General features: G+C 57.6%; 23 protein-coding genes. 8 read left to right on the forward strand and 15 right to left on the reverse strand.

Going from position 1 to position 24643, the window contains the following annotated elements; translation table 11 throughout:
• Positions 1–40: 40 nt before the first annotated feature.
• The 3 genes from Q8O73_RS14715 to Q8O73_RS14725 are packed head-to-tail and all read right to left on the reverse strand — an operon-like array spanning position 41 to position 3030.
• Positions 41–841, reverse strand: coding sequence for an ABC transporter ATP-binding protein (locus Q8O73_RS14715; protein ID WP_305558919.1), 801 nt, complete (start codon positions 839–841; stop codon positions 41–43).
• A complete protein-coding gene (locus Q8O73_RS14720) occupies positions 838–1902 on the reverse strand; it encodes an iron ABC transporter permease (protein WP_305558920.1) in 1065 nt (354 codons plus the stop codon). The genes Q8O73_RS14715 and Q8O73_RS14720 overlap by 4 nt, the downstream gene beginning before the upstream one ends.
• A 3-nt stretch (positions 1903–1905) precedes the next feature.
• Complete coding sequence (locus tag Q8O73_RS14725) at positions 1906–3030, reverse strand: ABC transporter substrate-binding protein (RefSeq protein ID WP_305558921.1); 1125 nt, start codon at positions 3028–3030, stop codon at positions 1906–1908.
• A 149-nt stretch (positions 3031–3179) separates the two neighbouring features.
• On the opposite strand from Q8O73_RS14725, the gene Q8O73_RS14730 reads away from it, so the two are divergent.
• The 6 genes from Q8O73_RS14730 to Q8O73_RS14755 all read left to right on the forward strand — a co-directional run bounded on the left by Q8O73_RS14730 (position 3180) and on the right by Q8O73_RS14755 (position 8847).
• Positions 3180–3983 (forward strand): class I SAM-dependent methyltransferase, encoded by an 804-nt coding sequence (locus tag Q8O73_RS14730; protein WP_305558922.1) that lies wholly within the window; start codon positions 3180–3182, stop codon positions 3981–3983.
• 193 nt (positions 3984–4176) lie between these two features.
• Positions 4177–5115, forward strand: a complete 939-nt coding sequence (locus Q8O73_RS14735) for an ABC transporter permease (protein ID WP_305558923.1) — start codon at positions 4177–4179, stop codon at positions 5113–5115.
• Positions 5115–5993 carry an ABC transporter permease gene (locus Q8O73_RS14740; RefSeq protein WP_305558924.1) on the forward strand — a complete coding sequence of 293 codons (879 nt, stop codon included), beginning with the start codon at positions 5115–5117 and terminating at the stop codon, positions 5991–5993. Before Q8O73_RS14735 ends, Q8O73_RS14740 begins: the two co-directional genes overlap by 1 nt.
• A gap of 1 nt (position 5994) precedes the next feature.
• Positions 5995–7572 (forward strand): ABC transporter substrate-binding protein, encoded by a 1578-nt coding sequence (locus Q8O73_RS14745; RefSeq protein WP_305558925.1) that lies wholly within the window; start codon positions 5995–5997, stop codon positions 7570–7572.
• A gap of 62 nt (positions 7573–7634) precedes the next feature.
• Positions 7635–8237 (forward strand): hypothetical protein, encoded by a 603-nt coding sequence (locus tag Q8O73_RS14750; protein ID WP_305558926.1) that lies wholly within the window; start codon positions 7635–7637, stop codon positions 8235–8237.
• A 10-nt stretch (positions 8238–8247) separates the two neighbouring features.
• Positions 8248–8847: a hypothetical protein gene (locus tag Q8O73_RS14755; RefSeq protein ID WP_305558927.1), complete on the forward strand. Its 600-nt coding sequence runs from the start codon at positions 8248–8250 to the stop codon at positions 8845–8847.
• On the opposite strand, the gene Q8O73_RS14760 is transcribed toward Q8O73_RS14755, so the two are convergent.
• The gene (locus Q8O73_RS14760; RefSeq protein ID WP_305558928.1) at positions 8842–11172 is read right to left on the reverse strand and encodes an alpha/beta fold hydrolase; all 2331 of its coding nucleotides are present in this window, start codon (positions 11170–11172) and stop codon (positions 8842–8844) included. The genes Q8O73_RS14755 and Q8O73_RS14760 overlap by 6 nt on opposite strands.
• Positions 11173–11374: 202 nt before the next feature.
• Between Q8O73_RS14760 and Q8O73_RS14765 the strand changes: the two genes are divergently transcribed.
• Positions 11375–12655, forward strand: a complete 1281-nt coding sequence (locus Q8O73_RS14765) for an MFS transporter (RefSeq protein WP_305558929.1) — start codon at positions 11375–11377, stop codon at positions 12653–12655.
• Positions 12656–12744: 89 nt separating this feature from the next.
• The gene (locus tag Q8O73_RS14770; protein WP_305558930.1) at positions 12745–13311 is read left to right on the forward strand and encodes a CHAP domain-containing protein; all 567 of its coding nucleotides are present in this window, start codon (positions 12745–12747) and stop codon (positions 13309–13311) included.
• Positions 13312–13391: 80 nt separating this feature from the next.
• Here Q8O73_RS14770 and bioB read toward each other — a convergent pair whose 3' ends face one another.
• The 11 genes from bioB to cbiE form a co-directional block, all read right to left on the reverse strand.
• Complete coding sequence (bioB, locus tag Q8O73_RS14775) at positions 13392–14366, reverse strand: biotin synthase BioB (RefSeq protein ID WP_305558931.1); 975 nt, start codon at positions 14364–14366, stop codon at positions 13392–13394.
• Positions 14363–14938, reverse strand: coding sequence for a biotin transporter BioY (locus tag Q8O73_RS14780; RefSeq protein ID WP_305558932.1), 576 nt, complete (start codon positions 14936–14938; stop codon positions 14363–14365). The genes bioB and Q8O73_RS14780 overlap by 4 nt, the downstream gene beginning before the upstream one ends.
• 253 nt (positions 14939–15191) lie before the next feature.
• Entirely contained in the window at positions 15192–15842 is a 651-nt protein-coding gene (locus Q8O73_RS14785; protein ID WP_305558933.1) for a GntR family transcriptional regulator, read from the reverse strand.
• A gap of 72 nt (positions 15843–15914) precedes the next feature.
• Entirely contained in the window at positions 15915–16652 is a 738-nt protein-coding gene (locus Q8O73_RS14790; RefSeq protein ID WP_305558934.1) for a proteasome-type protease, read from the reverse strand.
• 15 nt (positions 16653–16667) lie between these two features.
• Complete coding sequence (locus tag Q8O73_RS14795; RefSeq protein WP_305558935.1) at positions 16668–17486, reverse strand: transglutaminase family protein; 819 nt, start codon at positions 17484–17486, stop codon at positions 16668–16670.
• A gap of 1 nt (position 17487) precedes the next feature.
• Positions 17488–18438, reverse strand: coding sequence for an alpha-E domain-containing protein (locus Q8O73_RS14800; protein ID WP_305558936.1), 951 nt, complete (start codon positions 18436–18438; stop codon positions 17488–17490).
• Between the two features lie 15 nt (positions 18439–18453).
• Positions 18454–19857 carry a circularly permuted type 2 ATP-grasp protein gene (locus tag Q8O73_RS14805; protein ID WP_305558937.1) on the reverse strand — a complete coding sequence of 468 codons (1404 nt, stop codon included), beginning with the start codon at positions 19855–19857 and terminating at the stop codon, positions 18454–18456.
• Between the two features lie 152 nt (positions 19858–20009).
• Positions 20010–20783 carry a precorrin-4 C(11)-methyltransferase gene (gene cobM, locus Q8O73_RS14810; protein WP_305558938.1) on the reverse strand — a complete coding sequence of 258 codons (774 nt, stop codon included), beginning with the start codon at positions 20781–20783 and terminating at the stop codon, positions 20010–20012.
• On the reverse strand, positions 20780–22708 hold the full coding sequence (cobJ, locus tag Q8O73_RS14815; RefSeq protein ID WP_305558939.1) for a precorrin-3B C(17)-methyltransferase: 1929 nt from the start codon (positions 22706–22708) through the stop codon (positions 20780–20782). The genes cobM and cobJ overlap by 4 nt, the downstream gene beginning before the upstream one ends.
• A complete protein-coding gene (gene cobI / locus Q8O73_RS14820; protein ID WP_305558940.1) occupies positions 22705–23406 on the reverse strand; it encodes a precorrin-2 C(20)-methyltransferase in 702 nt (233 codons plus the stop codon). The genes cobJ and cobI overlap by 4 nt, the downstream gene beginning before the upstream one ends.
• Complete coding sequence (cbiE, locus tag Q8O73_RS14825; protein WP_305558941.1) at positions 23403–24635, reverse strand: precorrin-6y C5,15-methyltransferase (decarboxylating) subunit CbiE; 1233 nt, start codon at positions 24633–24635, stop codon at positions 23403–23405. The genes cobI and cbiE overlap by 4 nt, the downstream gene beginning before the upstream one ends.
• Positions 24636–24643: the final 8 nt, after the last annotated feature.

Genomic DNA, 24643 nt, shown 5'->3' on the forward strand with positions numbered 1-24643 from the left:
GGAAGAACCGGCCTGAATTTCAGGCAGTTCTGAATAACCGTCAGGCACAAGCGGCAAAGTCTTCGACCGACATGGCGGCATGGTCGTGGATCGGTCCGTCGATGACAACATGGCTGTTGCCAAACGAACAACGTTCGATCCGCGCATTCACCCGATACACATCGCGCAGCAAATCCTGCGTGATGATGTCATGGGTCGCCCCGCAGGCGATCATGCGGCCATCGACCACCACCATGACATTCTGGCAATAGCGCAGGGCATGGTTCAAATCATGCAAGGCAATCAGCACGGCCATATTGCGTCGCGTCGCCAGTTCGCGCATGAAAGACAGCACGTCAATCTGGCGATGCAGGTCAAGGGCGGATGTCGGTTCATCCATCAACAGGATTTTCGGTTCGCGCACCAGTGCCTGCGCAATTGCCGCCAGTTGCCGTTGCCCGCCCGAAAGCTGCCCCAGATTGCGCCCGGCGATGTCGGTCATGCGCAAGGCATTCAAAACGGCATCAATCTTTTGCAATTCGCGGCCGGTGACTTTCCACGACGATCCCTGTTTGGCCGCCAGAATGACCGATTCATAAACAGTCAGGATCGCCGTTGTCGAGGTATCCTGCGGCAAATAACAGATGGCGTTTTCTGCGGCCTGGGCGGCGGCGGACAGGTGAATCACACCCGGTCCCTTGACCAGTCCGGCAATGCGTTTGAACAGGCTGGATTTCCCGGCGGCATTGGGGCCGATAACGGCGGTCAGTTCGCCACCGCGCAGAACAGGGGTCGATACCCCCGACACCACATCGGTATCGCCATACCGAACCCCGATATTTTCAAGCTGTAAACTGGTCATGACCGTCTCCGGGTGGCGAAAATCAGCGAAAAGAAAAACGGCACCCCGACCAATGCGGTAATCACACCAATCGGCAGGATAGCACCGGGGACAAGGGTTTTGCTTAGCACCGATGTTGCCGACAGCATCACAGCCCCGGCCAGAATCGAGGCCGGCAGGAAGAACCGCTGATCTTCGCCGACCAGCATGCGGGCAATATGCGGCCCGACAAGTCCGACAAAGCCGATGGTGCCGACAAAGGAGACCGGAATGGCCGCCAGCAAACTGACCAGCAACATGGTTTCCAGCCGGACTTTCTGCACCCGGACCCCGAAACTCGCCGCCTTTTCATCGCCCAGACGAAGGGCGGTCAGCGCCCATGCCCGCCGGGCAAACAAAGGCACGGCAATGACAACGGCCAGTGCGGTAACGGCAACCTTGGTCCAGGTCGCCTTGACCAGACTGCCCATTGTCCAGAACACCACGGCGGCCAGCGCCTGTTCGGTGGCAAGATATTGCAGCAGGGCCAGCAGGGCATTGAAGGTAAACACCATCGCAATACCCAGCAAGACGATGGTTTCCACCGTCACCCCGCGCAGGCGGCTGAAAAAATGAATCAGCAGGGCCGCCCCCATCGCCATCAGAAAGGCATTCAGCGGAATGATGAATTCGACAAAGGCCGGAATGATCGACACACCCAGCACCAGCGCCAGCGCCGCGCCAAATCCGGCGGCAGCCGATATACCCAGCGTAAAGGGACTGGCCAGCGGGTTGGCAAGGATGGTTTGCATCTGGGCGCCTGCGGTGGACAGGGCCGCCCCGACAATCACCGCCATCAGGGCGATGGGCATGCGAATGTCCCAGATCACAACCCGCATCTGATGGGGGACGCTATCGGGCACAAACAGGGCACGCAAAACGTCCGTCAGCGGATAATTGGCCGGGCCGGTGGCAAGATCGACCGCCATTGACAAAAACAGGATGGATGACAATCCGGCAACGATCAGAAGACGGCGCAAGGAGCGTGCACGATACTGCACGCTCCCCAGAACCACCGCATCCTGTCTGGTGACAAGGCTCATGGATCAGTCCTCGTCGGTCAACGAGACAAAATATCCCGCGTCATATTCGATTGGCAGGAACCGTTCATGCAATTCGCGGAACGCGGCCTGCGGGTCCAGATCGGGAAACAGATCGGGATGCAGCCATTTCGCCATTTGCTGTATCACCACAAACTGATAGGGGCTGTTATAGAACTGGTGCCAGACGGCATGAACCTGTTTGTCTTCAACGGCTTTGACGCCGGTAAAGGCCGGGCGATCCATCAGGGCCGCCAGTTTCTGGCGGGCAATGGCGCGGTCGGCATTCGGGCCAAGACCGACCCATGCCCCGCCGGGAACAGAGGCTTCCCAGTTTGCGCCGGTGGCGATGATCTGATCGGGGTCCGACGCGACAACCTGTTCCGGATTAACAGTGCCAAAGGTGCCCGGAATGATGCTGGCCGCCATATTGATGCCGCCTGCCATTTCCACCATCATGCCGAAATTCTCGTTGCCAAACGACATGCAGCATTCATCCGAATACCCGGCGGCGCGTTCAACAAACACCACCGGCTTTTCCGGATTTTCGCGGGCAATGACGCTGGTGATGGCTTCAATCTGTTCACTGCGGAAATCAATCAGTTCCTGTGCCAGTTCCGGCTTGCCATAAAGCTGACCCAGAATCTTGAGGCTGGGTTCGGTATTGTGCATCGCGGCTTCGCGGAAATCGATATAGACCAGCGGAATCCCGACAGACGCCAGCTTGGCATCCAGTCCGGCGTCTTCGGTCGCACCGCGCGATTCCAGATTCATGATCACGATGCCGGGATTAAGGGCAATCGCCTGTTCAACGTCAAACGTGCCTTCCTTGACCCCGCCAAAGGTCGGGATATTTTCAATTTCCGGATATTTGGCGTGATAGACAGCATAGGTTTGCGGATCGAATTTGATCAGGTCGTCGCGCCACCCGACGATGCGGGCAAAAGGATCGTCGCGGTCCAGGGCGGCAATGCCGTAAATCAGTCGGCCTTCGCCCAGAATGACGTTTTTGACCGGCAGTTCGACTTCGACCTGACGATTTGCGACATCGGTGATCATGACTTTCTCACCGGCCAGCGCCATCGTGGAAAACCCCATGACCAGTGCAGCGGTCATGCCCAAAAATTTCATTTCCAGAACCCCTTTTATGTGTTGCCTGATCTGCGCTTTATCATCTATTAAGAATGCAAATCAATATCTTTCTCATTCATGGCGAAAAAGCCGATGGGAAAAAAACAAAACAATAATCGGGGCGCATCAAACCTGCGCCGGAGAGAGTGATGAGCAAAATCGACAATTTTGGCCTGCGCGATGAAATCAAGGAATACTGGTCCGGTCGGGCGGCAACATTCGACCTGCAACCGGGTCACGAGATTTTTTCGGAAGAAGAACGTGCCGCGTGGCAGGCCCTGATCCGGCGGCATCTGGGGTCCGGGGCCGGACGCACGGCATTGGACCTTGCCAGCGGCACTGGCGTGATCAGCCATCTGATGGATGATCTGGGCTATCAGGTGACCGGCCTTGACTGGGCGGAACCGATGCTGGAACGCGCACGGGCCAAGGCAAAGGACCGCAAACGCGATATCCGTTTCATGCTGGGCGATGCCGAAAACACCTATGAACCTGACAATACCTATGACGTGATCATTACCCGGCATCTGGTCTGGACGCTGGTGGATCCGGCGGCGGCCTTTGCCGAGTGGTTCCGGGTGCTGAAACCCGGCGGGCAGATATTGCTGATTGACGGCGATTTTGTTTCCGACACCTGGATTGGCCGCCTGCATAAGGGATTGGTGCGGATGGCCGCAAAGCTGGGAAAATCGAACGGTCTTGATACCGACCAGATGCGCACCCATCGCGATATTCTGGCGCGGGTGTATTTTTCATCCGGGGCGCGGGCAGGCGATATTGCCGGTCTTTTGACTTCTGCCGGGTTTGATCCGGTCACGGTCGATACTGATCTTCGGGCGATTCACCGCACCCAGAAACCCCATCTGGGCTGGTTCAAGGGGCTGGAACGTGGCGCACAGCACCGCTATGCGATTTGTGCACAAAAACCGTTGGGAGAAACGCCCCTTTCATAACGGGGGCGTCTTCCACAAAAATCACACGCAATACGAAAGTTGGATTAAGTTTACACCTTATCTGATTGAATTTCTGTCTTTTTTGATAAATGAGAATGAAAATCAGTTGTGTTTATATGATGCAACTGAATATAAGTCTCAAAATTAGGTGCTGCGGCTGCCAGCCACAGACGGACGGACAGAAAGTTCGATCATGGCCTACCGACTTTGGGTGCGACTGACCCATGCCTTGGCGCTGATTGTTTTTATATCGGTTGCCGGTTTTGCGTTGCTGCGGCTGATGCCCGGCGATTTCGTCGAGATTTTGTTGCTGTCGCAGATGGACGGCACCCTGCCCGATGCGTCGCAGGTGGCACGCTTTGCCGAGGCCAACGGCCTGAATGATCCCTTGCCGGTGCAGTATTTCCGCTGGCTGGGTGCCTTGTTTCAGGGCGATATGGGAATTTCGCTGGTCACGCGGGCTCCGGTTATTGATGATATTGTGCTGCGGATCGGGAAATCGATGACGCTGGCGGTGGCCGGGATGGGGCTGGCCCTGCTGATTGCGATTCCGGCGGGTATTTTATGCGCCCTGTATCCCGGCGGGCGGATTGACCGGGTCTGTACGACCATGACCGTGATCGGCATGTCGATCCCCAATTTCTGGTATGCACTGTTGCTGGCGCTGTTGTTTTCGCTGGTGCTGGGCTGGTTGCCCAGCAGCGGGCATGGCACATTGGCGCATGCGGTCTTGCCAACCCTTGTGATTGCAACCTCGATTGCCGGGGTGCTGGCGCGTTATATCCGCAGCAGCCTGTTGGAAGAACTGACCGAACCCTATATCCGCACCGCCCGCGCCAAGGGGTTGGGCAAAATCCGCACCCTGTTGCATCACGGCGTTCCCAATGTCGTGCCGGGTGTTCTGACCCTGACCGGTTTGCAATTCGCCCGGGTGTTTGACGGCATGATCATTGTCGAAACCCTGTTTGCGTGGCCTGGCATTGGCCGGTTTCTGGTGGAATCGCTGTTGAACCGCGATTATCCGGCCATACAGGGCTGTTTTCTGGTGATTGCCACGGCCTATATTCTGGTCAATCTGGCCGTTGATGTCGCCATTTCGATCTATGATCCCCGCGCGCGGGAGATTGTGTAATGGCCCTTGCGCAATCCTTTGCCCTGGGGCCGATATTGGGCCGTTTTGCGCCGGGTGTGTCGCGGCGGGTCTGGGGGTTGGCCGCTTTTGTGGTGGTGGCGATTGTCGCGGTTCTGATTCTGCCGTTTTTTGCGCCCAATGATCCGTTCCACAGCCAGTTTTTGCATCGCCTGCAACCGCCCGGTCTGGATTATCCGCTGGGCACCGATGCGATGGGACGGTGCGTTTTTTCGCGCCTGTTATATGGCGCACGCCTGACCACGTTGTCGGCCTTGCTGGTGGTGGCGCTGGCCGCCGGGTTTGGCAGTGCGGTCGGCTGTCTGACCGGGATGTGCGGTGGCTTTATCGACCGGGTGGTGATGCGGTTCTGCGAAGGTGTTTCGGTGCTGCCGGCTCTTGCGATCTGCATGATTATTTCCGGGGTGTTGGGGCTGGGCTTGCAGGCGGTGATCATTGCGCTGGCTGCCGTCCACTGGACCGATTATGCGCGTGTAATGCGCAATGTCGTGATGGTGGAACGCGGTAAAACCTATGTCACTGCCGCCGAGGCTCTGGGCGTGCCGGGCCATCGCATTGCGATGCGCCATATCCTGCCCAATATTGCCGCCCCCTTGCTGACCCTTGGCACCTATTCGCTGTCATGGGTGATTTTGTCGTTTGCAGGTCTCAGTTTTCTGGGGCTGGGGGTTGAACCCGGCACACCGGAATGGGGGCGCATGATCGCCGAATCCCGCAGCCATCTTCGTGAATATCCCCGGCTTGTTCTGGCGCCGGGGCTGACCATCGTTGGATTTGTCATTGCCATCAACATGCTGGGCGACGTGATCGGGGATCGTTTCCGCGATACACGCGCCAGCTATTTTCACCCAAAGGACTGAAATGAAAACACGCAATAAAATCCTTACCGGCCTTGTGCTGGCCGTTGCAGTTGCCGTCGGCAGCTTCTTTGCTGTTCGCAATCTGATGCCCGCCGCCACCGTCGATGCCGAAACCGCGCCGGTTGTTGCATCTGAACCGAAAACCCTTGTCGTCGGCACGATGTGGGAAGCCCTGCCGCTGTCGATCCAGCCGCGCCGCAGCCGTTTCTTTAATGAAAGCGAAATTCTCGATACGCTGGTCAAGCTGGATTACGACCTGAACCCGGTGCCGGGCCTTGCCCTGTCATGGGACCGGGTATCACCGACCGTCTGGCATTTCAATCTGCGCGACGGTGTGACCTTCCATGACGGATCGGCCTTTGATGCCGATGCCGCGAAATATGCGCTGGAACGGGTCATTGCCTTGCTGCCCTATGCCGCCGATCTGTTGAATATCAGCAAGATTACGGTGATTGACGCCAAAACCCTTGAAATTGAAACCACCGAACCCTTTGCCGCCCTGCCCAATCAGCTGAGCGACGCGATTACGGTGATGTATGGCAAGGCATCCTTTGATGCCGACGGACAATTTGTCTCGCCGGTTGGCACCGGGCCGTGGAAATTTGTCGAATATATCGCGCAGGACCGCACCATCGTTGAACGGTTTGACGGCTATTGGGGCGATAAACCGGTCCTTGACCGGATCGAATATCGCTATATCCCCGACCATAATTCCCGCACCCTCGCCCTTGAGGCCGGAGAAGTCGATTTCGTCGATAATCTGTTGCCCTCCGATGTGGCGCGCCTGTCGGCGGATGAAAAATTCAATGTCTATTCCAAACCGATTGCCGGTCTGTATTACGGCGCGATCAATGCCGGTGACAAAAGCGTTCTGAACGATGTGCGCCTGCGCCGCGCCGTCAATGCCCTGATTGACCGCAACACGGTGGTTGCAGGGGCGCTGGACGGGATTGGCGAACCGGCATGGCAGTTTTTCGCCCCGCAATTTGACTGGGCGCCAAAAGTCACCCCGCATGCCTTTGATGTCGAAGCCGCCAGTGCGCTTTTGACCGATGCCGGATATGAAAAGATTGATGGCACATGGCAAAAAGACGGCGCACCCCTGACCCTGCGCATTCTAAGCTATTCCAGCCGGACAGAAATGCCCGCAATTACCGAAGTCATGGCGACATTGCTGAAACAGCAGGGTATTGCCACCGATGTTCAGATGTACACATGGGAAGGGATGCTCGATTTCGTCAAACGCGGCGAATATGACATTTCAGTCGTGTTCTGGACCCCGGAAATGACCGGCCATCCGGATTTGCACCTGAAATCGCAATTCCATTCCAAAGCCGGACTTAACCAGCAATTTTGGGTGAATGCAGAATTCGACCAGCTGGTCGATACTGGCCGGACTCTTGATGCCGGTGCCGAACGCGATGCGACATACGGCCGGGCGCTGGAAATCCTGCAACAGGATGCACCGATCATTCCGCTGGTCCACAAGGTTTATGTGGCCGCATCGGCAAAGGATGTTGCCGGTTTCCGGGTGCATCCGTCGGGCTTTTTCTATGATTTCAAAAACGTTTCCAGATAACGGAAACCTGTGCTCTGGCCGGATGATTCCGGCCAGACATGCCTTTCAAGATGGATGTTAAGATGGGAATTTGCCTGTTTCTCAATCCGATCAAGGGGGCCGGGGATGACCTGCCCGATGTCAGTGGCTATGCCACCAATATCGCGCAAATCGACCATTACGATCTGGTCGATACTGACCTCGCACCCTATGCCGCGCTGATGTTGCCCGCCCATCTGGATCAACGGTTTTTTGGCACCATGACCGGCAAGGTTGAAGATTTTCTGGATGGCGGCGGAACATTGGTTTTCAACGGTCATGTCGCTTGGCCGATGTTGCCGGAATTTAACACCTTTGTGCCGCTGGAACGTTCATCGCTGGAAAATCTGACCATTCACCGGTTATGCGATCATCCGGTGTTTGACGGGGTTGATCCCGATCATCTGACGTTCCGGCGCGGGGTTGCCGGGTTTTATGCGCGGGGATGCAATCCGCCACCCCAAGGGGCAATTGCCCTGCACGGGGTGGGGCCGGATCATCTGCCCTGCGACTGGGTCTATGATCGGCCAAAGGGCGGGCGCATCCTGATGCATGCCGGGAATGATTTGTGGATGTATGCCGGATCGACCGACACAACGGCGCGGATTGTGCCGCAATTGTGCAACTGGGCCGCCGGGCTGAATTAAGGGAAATATCATGGCACGCATCGCAGCCCTGGATGGCGGCACCTATTATCATCATCGCACCCTGTATGAACCGCGATATCGCGATTTTTTCGATGGGGTGATCTATACCCGCGACATCGCAGATGCACGGTTTGAAGATTATGACGTGCTGATTGTTTCCTGCCGCACCGATCCGTCGGTCCTGATCCCGCACCGGGCAAAATTTGAACGGTTTCTCGATGCCGGGAAAACATTGGTGATCATGGGGTCAACCGGGCCGGGCAACTGGCTTTCGGGGGTGGACTGGCATTATACACCGACCAATTTCTGGTGGTGGAAAGAAGGCGGCACCTTGGGCCTGCATCTGGTGTCGCCCGATCATCCATTGTTTTCACATATCACGCTGGCCGATGCGACATGGCATCATCACGGGCATTTCATCGTGCCAGACGGGGCGACATCGCTGATTGATGTCGGCGATCTGGGATCGGTTTTGTATGAAGACCGTGTGACCAGCGCAGGTACGAAAATCGTCACCAGTCTGGATCCGATGTATCATCACGGCAGCCATTTCATGCCCGCCACCACACGGTTTCTGGACGGGTTCCTGCCGTGGTTGCGCGGGTTATGACACGTCGGACTGATCGGTCTGCGTGACAAAATCCACAACATGATCAACCGCCCCGTCGATATCCTCGTTTAAAATACCGTGGCGGGTTGATCTTAGCACAGTAACGGTTTTGTGCGTCGTGCCGGTGGTGCGGCGTGCAATCATCGACGCACTGGCCGGATCGACCACCGTGTCCTCATCCCCTTGCAAAATCAAAAGCGGACATTGAATATCGGCCAGTCGCCGGTTCATTTCGGCGACGGCCTGCCGCAGATTATGCAGGCCCTGAATCGGGATATTGCGGTAATTGATATCGGGATGTTCGGATTCATTTAACCGAAAACCCAGCATTTCCTGTGCCGATGGCATCCAGCCCACCAGTTTGTTGGCCCCGTACAACAGCGGCACAAACATCAGATTGCGATTGCGGAATTTAAGCGGCGTCGCCGCCAGAACCAGCCCGGCCAGTTTTTCCGGATGGCTGGCGGCATGGATCGCGGATAACGCCCCGCCGGTCGAAAACCCGACTATGATGATCCGGTCGCAAAACGGTGACAGGATATTATAACCGCGCCGCACCGATGCCAGCCAGTCTGACCAGCGTCGCGTTTGCAGGTCATGCGGCGATGTGCCATGCCCCGATAACCGCACCCCCATCACCGCATGGCCCGATGCCGCCAGACGGTCGCCCAGATTGCGCAATTCCGCCGGGGATGCCAGAAAACCATGCACAACCAGAATCCCGGTTCTGGAATGATCACCAGGCGGCAGATGCAGGTATGGCCTTGCATCAGCACTGGCGGTTTCCTGACCATTGATGGCGGCAAATTTCGGGCGCTGAAACTTGGCGTGGTTCCATTGCCAGGACCGCATTTCATCATCAAATCGCAATTGCGCCATTGCGGTGGCCGACAGGGTATCGACTTGCTGGCGGGCGGTGATCAGGGCATCCCACGCCGATCGGATCGGGGCCATTTCATTGGCATAGACCATCACCGGATTATCCATGCGGATCTGATGAAAATCTGCCTCGGCCTGTAATTTCGGCAGGAAACAATACCGCCCTTCGCGCCGTTCGATCAGGCCCTTGGTGACGGCAATATCGATAAATTGCCGGATTTGCGGACAATTACGGTCAAATATCCCGATATAGCTGGCGGGATTGCGCATGCCGCGATGCAGATGAATGTCCGGTGCGTTTTGCGCATTCTTGATCGCCAGATACAGGGTTTTGTCAAAATGGCCGATATCAACCTCGTTGATACCCTCGGCAATCAGCATCATGATCAGTCGCGATGCCAGATGGCTGACATTCAGGGTCAGATTGGCATACATCATCGCCATGCCCTGATCGCGGAACGGTACAATATGCCGTGACAGGCTGTGACGCATCACGCGGTCGCGCAAACCGGGCGATGGCGGGCGAAACAGATCATCAAGGGATGTCGCCCCGGCTACATTATGCGCCAGCATCTTGCGATCAAACCAGTTAAACCGCCCGCGCGGATCCATCGGATCGCCCAGCCGGATATCCATATCGGTGCGCCTCAGCAGCAGATTGCCCTCAATCAGCATTTCCTCGGCCATGCGCGGGCTTAACCCGCCCGAAAACATATCGGCCCCCCATGCCAGCAAATTCTGATCCATTCGCAACGGATGAAAGGTGATATTGGCAGGAAACACCAAAGTCGGGCGTAAAATGGCGGCATGCAGGGCATCGGGGCTCATCTCAAGCCGGGTGGCCCATTGTTCCAGAAGGGCGTCCTTGCGCGCCGGTTTTCGGTCAATCAGTTCGCCCAGCCCGGCCTTGAATCCGTCAAGGGCCAGTGCAAGGATGGCCGCACCGCTGTGATGGGCGCGGCGTTGATCAGCCGATTTGGAATAAATGCTGTAATCCTGCTTTTTGTCGCCCGGATGATCATCGCCGAGCAACACGCGGCGGTCCTTGACCATGCCGCCTTCGGGAAAAATCACCACCTTGCCGCCGCGCAGGATTTCCTCGGCCAGAAACGGCAACAGGCGCGGATAATCATTGGGTACCCCGCCCAGCGATGCCAGATAACGGCCCAGACGGCTGTCACCGGCAAAAAATTCACCCGATGCAACCGACCGGCAATAAACCCCGGTTTCAGCCGCAATCAGATATTGCGGGATAAAGGTTTCAAACCGGGCGAAATGGTTGAACATGAAAATATCGCCCGCCGCCAGATGTTCGCGGTCGCCATGCAGTTTGATGTTGATTTCCAGCCGGGATCGCAAGGCCCCCATCGCCCGCATCGTCCATTCGCAGGCCTGCGGGCTGATGGCATATTTTTGCCGTTCGATCTGCCGGAAATCCATATTCATGCGTATATGACCTGTGCTGACCTGATGATATGTGGGAATGCAGGATCCATGATAAAACGGGCCGGATTAAGATTGTTATATATGGGGAATATCGCCCGGTGCAAACCGCGTCGGGATCATGTTATCGTCATAAAAACCAGACCATTGTCATTCTGTCTGTTTTCCCACCTGTTGGGGCCGTCTTGCGCCCGTCGGAGTCACCGTGCCGCCTGCCATTCCTTCTGTTTCGGTTTTTCGGGACCGTAATTTTGTGTTGTTTCTGATCGGCCAGATGATCAGCACACAAGGATTGTGGATTCAGAAAATTGCCATGGCGTGGCTGGCATGGACCCTGACCGGCTCGGCCTTCTGGACCGGGTTTATTGCCGCCCTGAATTTTGCCCCGGCGGTGCTGTTGGGGCCGGTCTTCGGCGTGATGGCCGATCGGGTTGATTTGCGCCGCATGGCGATGATCCTCAATGCCGCCATGGCGGCAATTGCCGTGGCGCTGATGGCGATGTCGTGGGCCGGTTATATCAATCTGTTCTGGATGGTGGTTTTTTCGGCGGCCAATGGCATTGTCGCCAGTGCGATGACGCCAGTGCGTCTTGCATTGGTGCCGATCATTGTCCGGCGCGAACATATGAGCCGGGCGGTGACCTATGCCGCGATGAATTTCAATATTTCCCGTCTGGTCGGGCCTGCAATCGGCAGTCTGGTGATTGCATCGGCCGGGGTCGGGGCCGCATTTTTGATCAATGCGCTCAGTTATCTGCCCTTTGTCTTTATTCTGGGCCTGTTGCATATCCATGTGGAACACGCGCCCGATGCCAAAAGCCGCCGGGTGCTGGCGGCCCTTGTCGATGGGGCGTCCTATGCCGTTAATCATCCCATGATTCGCTCGGTTTTGGGTCTGTCCTGTTTTGTCGCGCTGGTCGGGACCGGGATGGTTGAATTGCTGCCGGTGTTTTCCGATGCGGTTTATGAACGCGGCGTCACCGGGCTGGGCATTTTATCATCGGCGGCGGGGATCGGGGCGGTGGCATCGACCCTGATGATGTCGCAATTGCCGTCCGAACCGTATCATTTCAAACGCATTGCAATTATCGGGGCGTTTCTGGCCGGATGCGGGCTGATCGGGCTTGGCTTTGCGCCTTGGTTTGAACTGGCGGTGGTGCTGGTGGTGCTGTCCGGGTTTGGCCTGACGGCGGTCGGGGTCGGATCGCAAACCGCCTTGCAGCTTGCCGTCGATAACACTCTGCGGGGCCGGGTAATGAGTTTCTGGAGTGCGACCAGTTTTGGCGGCATTGCGCTGGGTGGGACCCTGCTGGGGGCGATTTCGGAATTTGCCGGGGTTCAGATCACCGCCCGCGGATCTGGCATTTTGATTGTGCTGGCCGCAATCTTTGCCGGATGGCGATTGTGCCAAAATTTTGCCACACCTGACGGGCAAACACCGCATGCCCTGCCGGGGAAATCACCGGACGCGCCGCCGGAATCGTAACAATTGTTTAAGTTTCCTGTGGCTAAACATGGATGTACGGATATGCAGGGCAAAGATTTGGATGATCAGTCACTTTTGACGGGGGAATAATGCGGCATATTTCGGTTGTGGTTTTGTGTGTCTTGCTGGCGGGATGTTTTTCAACCGCCAAAAGTGCACCCCAAATGGTGCAGATGCCGGATCACGAAGCTGCAATGTCGGCAATGCCGGTCTCCTTGCCCTCGCCGCGCCTCAAACCTTTTCCGCCGACCGATGAATTCCTGCAATGCGTGCCTTATGCCCGTGCGGTGTCCGGGATTGAAATTTATGGTGATGCCTGGACATGGTGGGATCAGGCCGGGGAGAAATATTCCCGTGGTTCAACGCCTCAGATCGGTTCGGTTCTGGCCCTGAAAAAAACCAAAAACCTCAGTTATGGCCATGTCGCCGTGGTGGCATCGGTTCAGGATTCCCGCAACATTATGGTCAATCACGCCAATTGGGGCAGTGATTCACGCACGCGCGGCAAAATGCATCTGCGTCAGCCGGTGCGCGATGTCTCGCCCCATAATGACTGGTCGCAGGTGCAGATGATGAATACCGTTGGCACCTTTGGCCGCAGTTATCCGGCGCATGGCTTTATCTATCAGCAACACCAGACAGCCGAAGCCAACTGAAAAAAGACGAAGGCCCGGTGGGGCAGGCGCTTCGTCAGGAAGAACCGGATTGTTTTCCGGTTCGGGGGCTTTGGATATAATCAGGCCACCATCCGCGCCAACGCCCTGAACAATGCCGTATCGCTGCTTTCTTCCGGGTTGGGCGTGGTCAGCAGTTTTTCACCGTAAAAAATCGAATTGGCCCCGGCCAGCAGGCACATGATCTGGGCCTCGCGCGACAGGTCGGTGCGCCCGGCCGACAGCCGCACGGTCGATGCCGGCATGATGATCCGCGCCGTGGCAATCATGCGCACCAGTTCCAAAGCATCCACCGGGTCCCGATGGGCAAGCGGCGTACCCGCCACCGGCACCAGGGCGTTGATCGGCACACTTTCGGGATGCGGCGCAAATCCGGCCAGCACCTGAAGCATCGAGGCACGGTCGCGGATACTTTCACCCATACCGATGATCCCGCCGCAACACAGATCAATCCCCGCCCTGCGTACCGCAGACAGGGTGTCAAGCCGGTCCTGCCAGGTGCGGGTGGTGATGATCTTGCCGTAAAATTCCGGGCTGGTATCCAGATTGTGGTTATAGGCCGTCAGTCCGGCGGCGGCCAGACGTTCGGCATGGCAGGGTTCGAGCATGCCAAGGGTAACGCAGGCCTCCATGCCAAGACCACGCACCCCGCGTACCATCTCGATCACGGCATCAAAGGCGGCCCCGTCGCGCACCCGCCGCCATGCCGCCCCCATGCAGAATCGTTCCGCCCCGACCGATCTGGCACGTTCGGCAAGGGCAATCACCGATACCGGGTCCATCAATTGTTCCCGATCTATTTTGACCTCGCGGTGGTGCGCCGATTGCGGGCAATAGGCGCAATCTTCGGGGCAACCACCGGTCTTGATCGACAGCAGGCTGGCCTTTTGCAAATGATCGGGATCGTGGCGGGCACGATGGACCGCATTGGCGCGGCCCATCAGTTCCAGCAAGGGTGCGCAATAAATCGCCTCAATCTCGTCCACGGTCCAGTCGTGCCGCAGGGTATTGTCGATTGCCGGGTTTTGCATGTTCATGCGACATTTCCGGTGCGGTGCTGGATCAGGCGGGCAAGGGCCGCACTGCCAAGGGCAACCAGTGCGATCTTGATCGTGTCACCGGCAATGAACGGGGTGAAACCAAGCTCTGCCACCTTTTCAAGCGGTACAAAAACCGCCAGCCACGCCAGCCCCAGAACATAAACCGGTACCATGCCCGCCATCATGATGGCAAACCGCGCCAAAGGACGGCGGCCTTGCGCCCATGCCCCGACCAGCAGGATGGCCATCAGATAACCCAGCAAATATCCCCCCGTCGGACCGGCCATATAGGCAAGGCCGATGCCGCGTTCCGGTGTCCCGGCAAAAACCGGCAGGCCAACGGCCCCGGCGGCCAGATAGGCCAGAAAGGTGGCTCCGCCAAGGCGCGGGCCGCTGGCAAGGGCAATTGCCATGACGGCCATGGTTTGCAAGGTCATCGGCACCGGCCAGAACGGCACGGTGATTTTGGCACTGGCCGTCAGGATCGCCACACCTGCCAGCACCATCAGGCTGTATTTCAGGGCGGATGGAATTCGGCTTTCGGCCGGTTTGGAAAGGGTCGTGCGCATGGGGATATCACCTTTCTTGGCGGTGGATTTAAAATTATAGATAAAATTTAATATCATCTATTATTACGCCGAGATATTGGGCTGAAATCAATCCCAAAAATCAATAATTATCGCAAAACTGCCTATATAAGTGGTGCATATGATTTATATATATATGATTTTAAAAGATAAATTTTATCTATAAAATTTGGGATTTTGACGCAAAAATGCATCCCGACAGATGCTGGGGGGATTAAAATCTGGATTTTGTGCGTCAGGATGCGGTGCGGGACCGGGTTTTGGTGCCAGGAGGGGTGCCGATCCATTTGACATGGCGGGCAAGGGTTGCGGCGGCAACATCGAATTGCCGTTCGCGCAGGGCTTTCAGGATGGCGCGATGATCCTGATCGGTCGGGGCTTCCCATTCCATGCGAAACCCGGAAAACAGGAACCGGGCGCTGGCCGCATGCAAATCATCAATCGCCGTCATCAGGCGCGGCATGCCACAGGGGGCAAGGATCAGGCGGTGAAAGGCGCGATTGGCTTCTTCCCATGCCCGGACATCGGGGGCGTTTTCCCCGGCGCGATTGATCGCTTCGGCCTCGTTCAGAATGGCACCTGTCAGATGCGGGGCGGCATGGCGCAGGGCAAGAACCTCAAGGGCGGCACGCATTTCGGCCACTTCGCGGACTTCGGCAATATCGAAACTGGCAACGCGCACCCCGCGTCGCGGTTCACTCACAACAAGGCCCTGGGCCTCCAGCCTGCGGAACGCCTCGCGCACGGGGACGTGGCTTGCGCCGAATTCTTCGGCAAAATGGTCCTGCCGCAATTTGCTGCCCGGCGCAAATTCTCCGGCAATGATGCGCTCCGCAAGTGCGCGGGTGATCCTGCCGGTGATGGTGTCGTCTTTGTCATGTGCCATGATTTTATAGATAATATGTGCGCACCTGAATGTCGAGTGCGCACATCTTGCGGAGCGGGCAACCAGCCGCCCCTATATTGTCTGTTCGTCCGGCATGTCGGAAAAAGCATCGCGCAGCGCCTGTGACCAGGCATCGGACAGGGCACGGAACCGCGCATTGTCGGCCTCGATCCGGGTGCGTTCGGAAAACTTGCACTGGCCTTCGGGCAGGACGGCCATATCCAGCGGCATGCCAACCGACAGGTTGGACCGCAGGGTCGAATCCATCGACAGCAAGGCGGCTTTGATACCATCGGCAATCGGCGTATCGGTGGTGATGACGCGATCCAGAATGGGTTTGCCGTATTTGTGTTCGCCGATTTGCAAATAGGGCGTGTCTTCGGTGGCCTCGATAAAATTGCCCGCCGCATAAATCAGAAACAGCCGTTGCGCCCCGCCGGCCCGTTGTCCGCCGACCATGATGGTCGCCGACGAGCTTTCCTTATGCTGTTCCAGCGTGTCGTGATATTTGTGCTGAACACTTTGCATCGCCTCGCCCACCAGTTCGGCAACGCGAAACATGGTCGGTGCCGTCATCAGGCAATCGCCTTCGGCGACTTCGGGGTCGTCAATCGTTTCTTGCAGGATGCTCATCACCGCCTGGGTGATGGCAAGATTGCCTGCCGTCATCATGGCAATGGCGCGTTCCCCCGGCTTTTCCCAGGTAAACATCTTGCGATAACGCGATATATTGTCGAGACCCGCATTGGTCCGCGTGTCCGACAGGAACACCAGTCCTTCATCGAGCATCAACCCGACGCAATAAGTCATTTTCTCTCGGTCCGGTTATTGTTGTGATTGCGCAACGACGACTGTTACATCCAAATTCTCGTCTGCACCACCAGAATGTACACCCCGTATAGGTGATGCGTCGCGTGCGTCAAGTCCAGAGCCAAGGCGAATATAATAGTCGGTCGGGCAACAGCGGTTCGAGGCGTCAAATCCGATCCAGCCGATATCGCGCACATAAAGTTCGGCCCAGGCGTGGGCGGCCTCGTGGGCGATGCCGCTGGAATCGGCAAAAAGATATCCCGATACATACCGCGCCGGAACGCCCAAATGGCGGGCCACCGACAACAGAATATGGGTATGGTCCTGACAGACACCCTGCCCGGCTGCCAGCGCATCGGCCGCCGTGGTATGGGCATGGGTGGTGCCTGGTGCATATTCAACTGCATCACTGACGGCTTCGGCCATCAAATGGGCCTGTTCCAGTGGGGTTTTACCCTCGCCCTTGCGGGCAACGCCCTTGGCAAGTTTGCGGATCGCCGCACTGGAACGGGTCATGTCGGTGGATCGCAAAAACACCAGCGGCGATGCCTTTTCCTTGTGTCCGCGCAAAAGGCCGGTCAGATCGGTGGTTTCGATCCAGCCCTGAACGACGATTTCGACCTCATCGACCGGGCCGCTGGCGGTCAGGGTGCTGACGGTATCGCCATAACCGTCGATGAATTCGGAATTGATCACACAGCCCTCGGCGCGGATCGACCATTCGATGATTTTCTGCCCGTCAAACCGCGACGGGGTCAGTTTAAGACTTTGCGTCACATAACGCGCAGAAGGGGCATACCGGTAATGGGTGCGATGTTCGACGCTCAGGCGCATGTTATTGCCCCCCGAAATAATAGGTTTCCGCGATGCTGCTCGATAAAGCCTGATTGCGGATCAGGAAATCGCTAAGGAATTCGTGCAGCCCGGTATTGAAAATCTCGTCCATATCGCCCTGGCTCAGCAGGGAATAGGTATCAACCGCCGCACTGTGGACCGGATGACGTCCGCCATATTGCCGGGCCAGACGTTCCAGGTGGTTGGTGATCCTCTCGCTGCAATGAAACAATGATCGCGGACTGAAGGGATTGAGGATCAGGAAATGCGCAATCCGCCACGGCGAATAATCATCCTTATAGACCCAGTGAAAAGCCCGCAGCGAGGATGCAGCACGCAAGACAGTGGTCCATTGATAATTATCCACCCCGTCGCCGACGATGCTGGTTTCAGGCAACAGCACATAATATTTCACATCCAGCAAACGCGCTGTATTGTCGGCCCGTTCAATAAACGTGCCCAGCCGGATAAAATCATAGCCGTCATTGCGCAGAAGGCTTGAATCCGTAGTGCCGCGAAACAGCGCGCCTTGCCGTTTGACCCAGTCGATAAATTCCGGCAGGTCGTTTTTCGCCAGATTGCGCATGCCCGCCCGGCGCAATTCCATCAGGGCGCCGTTGATGGCTTCCCACATATCGGCGGTAATGGCGGTGCGCATGGCCCGTGCATTGGCCCGCGCATATTCAAAACAATTCAGGATCGATGACGGATTATCGCGATCAAAAATCAGATAATCGGAAATCGCCGCCTGGGTCGGCTCACCATGTTCGACGGCAAACCCGTCGGCACAGCCCGCCGCCGACAGCACAGATCGCCATTCAGCGCGATTGCCATCGCCAACGGCGGGCATCAGGGCCATGCGATAACCCATTTCCATCAGGCGGGCCATGTTCTCTGCACGTTCGACATAGCGCGAAAGCCAGAACAGATTTGAAGCAGTACGACTGAGCATGTGATCTGTCCTTTCCTATTCCGCCATGATCCAGGTGTCCTTGACGCCGCCACCCTGCGACGAATTGACCACAAGCGACCCTTCGCGCAAGGCGACCCGTGTCAATCCGCCCGCCGTCAGGCGGATATCATCCCCAACCAGACAAAATGGTCGGAAATCGACATGGCGCGGGGCAATGCCGCTTTCGACAAAGGTCGGGCAGGCCGACAGGGCCAATGTCGGCTGGGCAATGAAATCGCCGGGATCGGCCTTGATCCGTTCGGCATAGGCGGCTCGTTCTTCGGCGGTGGAAGCCGGACCAACCAGCATGCCATAACCGCCTGATCCGTGAACTTCCTTGACCACCAGATCACCCAGATTGTTCAGAACATATTTCAGATCATCGGGGCGACCGCATTTCCATGTCGGCACATTATTGAGGATCGGTTCCTGCCCCAGATAAAATCGGATCATGTCCGGAACATAGGTATAAATCGCCTTGTCGTCGGCCACCCCGGCACCGGGTGCCGAACAGATCGCCACGCCGCCGGACCGGTACACATTCATCAAACCCGGTACGCCCAGAACCGAATCCGGACGGAAACACAAAGGATCGATATAGGAATCATCCAGACGGCGGTAAATCACATCGACCCGTTCCGGACCGCGTGTGGTGCGCATATAAACCAGCCCGCCCGCGACAAACAAATCGGGCCCTTCGACCAGTTCAACGCCCATCTGGTCGGCCAGAAAGGAATGTTCGTAATAGGCGCTGTTCATTGCGCCGGGCGTCAGGACGACAATATTGGGATCGCTGTTGCATTTGACCGGCGCGATGCTTTTGAGCGTTCTCAGCAACATGTCGGGGTAACTGTCAACCGGTTCAATCCGCAATTTGGAAAACAGTTCCGGAAACATCCGCATCATGATTTCACGGTTTTCCAGCATATAGGACACGCCCGACGGGGTGCGGCAATTGTCTTCGAGCACGTAAAAATCATCGGCCCCGACACGGACGATATCGACGCCGACAATATGGCTGTAAACCTTGCGTGGCGGATCAATGCCAATCATCGCGGGTTCAAAGGCGGCATTGCAATAAACCAGATCGGCAGGAATAATCCCGGCCTTGATGATTTCGGCGTTATGATAAACATCATACAGAAAGGCATTCAGAACCCGTGCGCGTTGTTTGACGCCGCGTTCCAGCTTGCGCCATTCGGCGGCGGTAAAAATGCGCGGGATCAAATCGAACGGGATCAGCCGTTCCGGGTCGCCACCCTCGCCATAGACGGCAAAGGTAATGCCAATTTTGCGGAAAAGCGTTTCGGCTTCCAGACGTTTCTGGGTAAGCGTCTCTGCGCCGGTTGCATCCATCCAGTCAACCAGTGCGCGATAGGGTTCGCGCACCTGATCGTTCATCATCATCTCGTTGAACATGTGCTCTCCCCTTGCCTTATGTATAGATTAAAGGCCGCTGTCCGCGTTGGGGTCAAGTGCGATCAGTGAAGGGATGAATATTTTTTTGGCGGGGATGAAAGATGCCTAAAATTTATACCGCACCTGCGAAAAGACTGTGCAAGGCAGCCTGTTTATAAGGAATTATCGGCCTTTTTGGGGCGCAAAACATGGTGGTGATCCTCGGCATAAAGCCGGGAATCGGTGAAATCACCATTATTCAGGACATGCCCGACCATAATCAGGGCGGTGCGGGTGATGCCACTGCCCTTGACCAGCCCGCGAATGGTGGCAAGGGTGCCATGTATAAACTTCTGGTCGGGCCAGCTGACGCGATAACCGATAATCACCGGGCAATCCGCCCCGTAATGCGGCGTCAGGTCGCGCACAACATTGGCCAGATTGTTGATCGACAGATGGATCGCCAGTGTCGCCTTTGATTTACCCAGTTCCGACAGGCTTTCGCCATCGGGCATGGCCGATGACCGCATGGTGGTGCGGGTGATGATCACGGTTTGCGAAATATCGGGCAGGGTCAGTTCGGTGCCAAGGGCGGCGGCCGCCGCCGCATAGGCCGAAACGCCCGGCGTGATGTCATAGGGGATATCAAGGACTTCCAGACGGCGGATTTGTTCGGCAATCGCGCCATAAATCGACGGATCGCCGGAATGTACACGGGCCACATCCTGCCCCTGATCATGGGCGGTTTTGATTTCATCGATGATTTCATCAAGATGCATCGATGCGGTATCGATCACGCGGGCACTTGCCGGGGCCTCGGCCACGATCTGTTCGGGCACCAGCGACCCGGCATACAGACAGACCGGGCAGGACTGGATCAGTTTCAGGGCGCGTACCGTGATCAGGTCGGGCGCACCGGGACCGGCCCCGATAAAATGAACTGTCATGCGGATTGGCCCTTGTCAGATAAAGAAGAATGCACCGGGGCGGATGCGGCATCCGGCCCCTTTTTTTCATAACCGCGCGGGGTATAAACCCAGTCGCGGGTGCCCCGGGTGATATGGCGGCTATTGCTGGACCCGACCAGAACGACGGTCAGCATATCGACCATATCGACCTCAAGTTTCGCAAGCGGAACGACCTTGATCTCCTCGTCCGGGCGGCCCAGTTGCCGACCCAGAACCACCGGTGTATCGGCCGGGCGATGGGCCAGCAACATGTCACGGGCAGTCGCCAGCAAATCCCGGCGGCGCTTTGACACCGGATTATAAAAGGCGATGACAAAATCCCCCTCGGCGGCGGCCCGAAGACGGCGCAGGATATCGTCCCGCGGCGTCAAAAGATCCGACAGCGAAATCGCACAAAAATCATGACCCAATGGCGCACCAATCCGCGATGCGGCGGCTTGCAGGGCCGAAATACCCGGCGAAACGGCAATCGCCACCCGGTTCCATTCCGGGCGGTTTTCCCGGTCCAGCAATTCAAACACCAGGGTTGCCAGTGCATAAATCCCGGCATCACCCGACCCGATCAGGGCAACATCACGCCCCTGTGCCGCCAGTTCCAGTGCATGGCGGGCGCGGGCTTCTTCGGCCCCCAGATCGGAATGATGCAGGCGTTTGCCGTCCGCCAGACCGCCCAGAAGATCGATATACATCTGATATCCGACAATATCGGTGGCGCGTGCAATCAGGGCGGTGGCCTCGGGGCTGCGCCAGCCGGGCTGTCCGGGGCCGATGCCAACCACCGACAGGCGACCTTGCGCCGATCCAGTATCGGTGGGGATCAGGTCGCGGGGGGAGGACAGGCCAATGGCACAGGTTGCCCGTTTTGATTTCTGTTTCGTAACAATCAGGGTTCCGTCGGTACCAACCGCGGCAAGGGCGGCCCCTTCGGCCACACCGTGACAGCCGGTTTCGGCAAAAACCACATCGGACGGGGTGGCCAGACGCGGGGCTTCGGCTTCCAGCGTTGCGGCATCAAAAAACCGGGCCGGAACGCCCAGATCGGCGGCCAGCGCATGGACGGCTTCTTCGTCGGCTTTCAGGTCAATCGACACCACACATCCAACCGCCTTGGGGCTCAGGTGATTTGCCGTCAATGTCTGGCGGGCCAGTGTGATGACTTCCTGCGCATCGCAGCCGCGTTCGCACCCAATGCCAAGGGCCAGAACCGGCGGATGAAAAATCACTTGCGGCGTTTGCGCCGGGTCGTCGTTCTCGCCCGATATCTCTTGCGCGGTGACGGTCAGATGCACAGTGCCGTTATCGCTTTGGGCGATGGTGCTGTTGGTCAGCCAGGCGGCGTTACCGGCATTGATCGTGATTTTGGCGGTTTGACCGGCCAGAAGGGCGGCGGTGGCCGGTTTGACCATCGCCGGATCATGGATTTTCCAGCCCGCAGGCGGTTCGTCAAGGGCAAGGCCAAGGGCGGCATCGCCCGGCGTGGTGATTGCCGCCTGCCCGCCCAGCCGGTCGGCCAGATCGCGTGCCAGGCGGTTGCCGCCATGATGCCCACCCAAAAGCGGAATGAAATGATGCCCGGCTTCATCCACGGCAATCACCGCCGCATCCTGCCATTTCCCGGTCAGAAGCGGGGCAAGGGCGCGGATCAGAATGCCGCTGGCGCAGACGCCAATCACCACATGATCAGCGGCAAATATGTGTTGCAGATGTGAAATGGTATCGTCAAAGGCAATATCGACATCCTTGGTCGAAACGCGGGTGCGCAATCCGTGCAGGGTCGCCCCTTCCAGTGCCGATGCAATGCGCCGGGCGGTTGGCAGGGCGCGCTGCGTCAGGCAAACCACGGCAATCGGCGCAATCGGGCCGGTCGGAAGGATGACAGATCGGGACTCAAAAACAGGGCTCATCGCCAGGCATCTCCGCGCCGGTGGATCAGGATCATCGAAAAATAGGGGGCGACGGCATCGGGCGGCAAATCGCCCAGCGGGATCATTTTCTGGGTATCAAGGGTGGCCCGTTCGATATACCGCGCCCGGTCTGTCAGGCCCAGTGCCTCAATCACTTTGCGCACCTTGGCAAAATGACGGCCCAGCTTGATGATGGCGGCGGCGTCGGTGTCTTGCAATTGCGCGGTCAGGCGTTCGGCTGAAAGCGGCGCCGGGATGACCTGCAACACATCGTTTTTGGCCGCCAAAGGCGCGCCCAGCTGGGCGGCACAGGCCATCATCGAACTGACACCCGGTACGGTTTTGACGATATGCCCGGCCTCGGCCAGACGGCCAAACAGATACATGAAGCTGCCATAGAAAAACGGGTCGCCCTCGCACAGCACGGCAACATCGCGCCCGGCCTGTAAATGGGCGCCGATTTCAAGGGCGGCCCGGTCATAAATGGCATCGGCGGGCGGGCCCATCGGAATGCGAATGGCAATTTCAATGCGCCCGGCCGGAACATGCGGGTCAACAATGCTGCGGGCCAGACTGATACCGTCTTCCAGTGCCGGATAGGCGATAACAGCCACATCTTGCAGGATTTTATAGGCCTTGAGCGTGATCAGATCAGGCTCGCCGGGGCCAATGCCCAGCCCATATGCTGTTCCGGTCATGATTTGAGTCCAAGATAATGCGTCACAGGGGCCAGACTGTGCCAGCCGTCAAACCCGCCGCGCGGGACAATGTGCGAAACTTGCAGGCGCGATAGCGTGCCGCCAAATTCGTTTTGAAATGATAATAATTCCCGGTCGCCCTGCAATGTCACCGCATTGGCCACCAGCCGCCCGTGCGGCGGCAGACGGTCCCAACAGGCCCGCATCAGATCGGGCGTGGTAATGCCGCCGCCGACAAAAATGGCATCGGGGGTCGGCAGATCGGGCAGCTTGTCGGCAATGTCGCCTTGCAGAATATGTAATCCCGGCACCCCCAAATGATCGGCATTTTGTCGCATCATCGCACACCGGCTTGCATCGCGTTCAATGGCAAAGGCATCACCCCCGGCCCGCATCCATTCAATCGCCACCGATCCGCATCCCGCCCCCAAATCCCACAAAACTGCGCCTTTCCACGGCGAAAGCGAGGCAAGGCTGATGGCACGGACATGGCTTTTGGTGATCATGCCGTCATGGATAAAAGCATCATCGGGCAGGCCGCCGGTCTGGCCCCAAATTTGTGCCTTTGGCCCGGCAACCAGATCAATCATCAGGATATTGAGCGGATCAATCGCGCTTTTGTCGCCCCCCCATTGGGTGGCGGTATGGCTTGTGATTTTTTCCGCCGCCCCGCCCAGTCTTTCGCAAACCGTGATCGGGCTGTCACCATATCCGCGATCCTTCAGCAGGGCGGCAACATGGCGCACCGTCTCGCCATCCTGCGACAGGGCAATGATCTGGCCCCGCGGGCGCAACCGGGCGGCAAGCCCCGCCAAAGGCCGTCCATGCAGGGTGATGACATCACAATCGGCCAATGCCCGGCCCAACCGGGCACACAACAGGCTGATGCTGGACGGATGCGGGATCACCGATATCGAACCGGAACCGAAATGATCAATCAGCGTGTTGCCAACCCCGAAAAACATCGGGTCGCCAGATGCCAGAACCACCGGCCCCCGATCCCGCATGGCGGCAATCAGCGCCAGATTATCCTCAAACGGGCTGATCCAGGCGCGTTTGTCGCCGCCAATGTCACCGGGCAGCAAGGCCAGATGCCGTTTGCCGCCAAAAATCACCGATGCCCTGGCAAGGGCCGCACGGGCGACGGGCGATAACCCGTCATACCCGTCCTCGCCAATGCCAATCACCGTGATCGGGGCGGTTTTTGCAATATCTGTGTGATGTGACACCATGTCCC

The organism is Thalassospira sp., assembly GCF_030690045.1.
In the GTDB taxonomy this organism is placed as follows: Bacteria; Pseudomonadota; Alphaproteobacteria; order Rhodospirillales; family Thalassospiraceae; genus Thalassospira.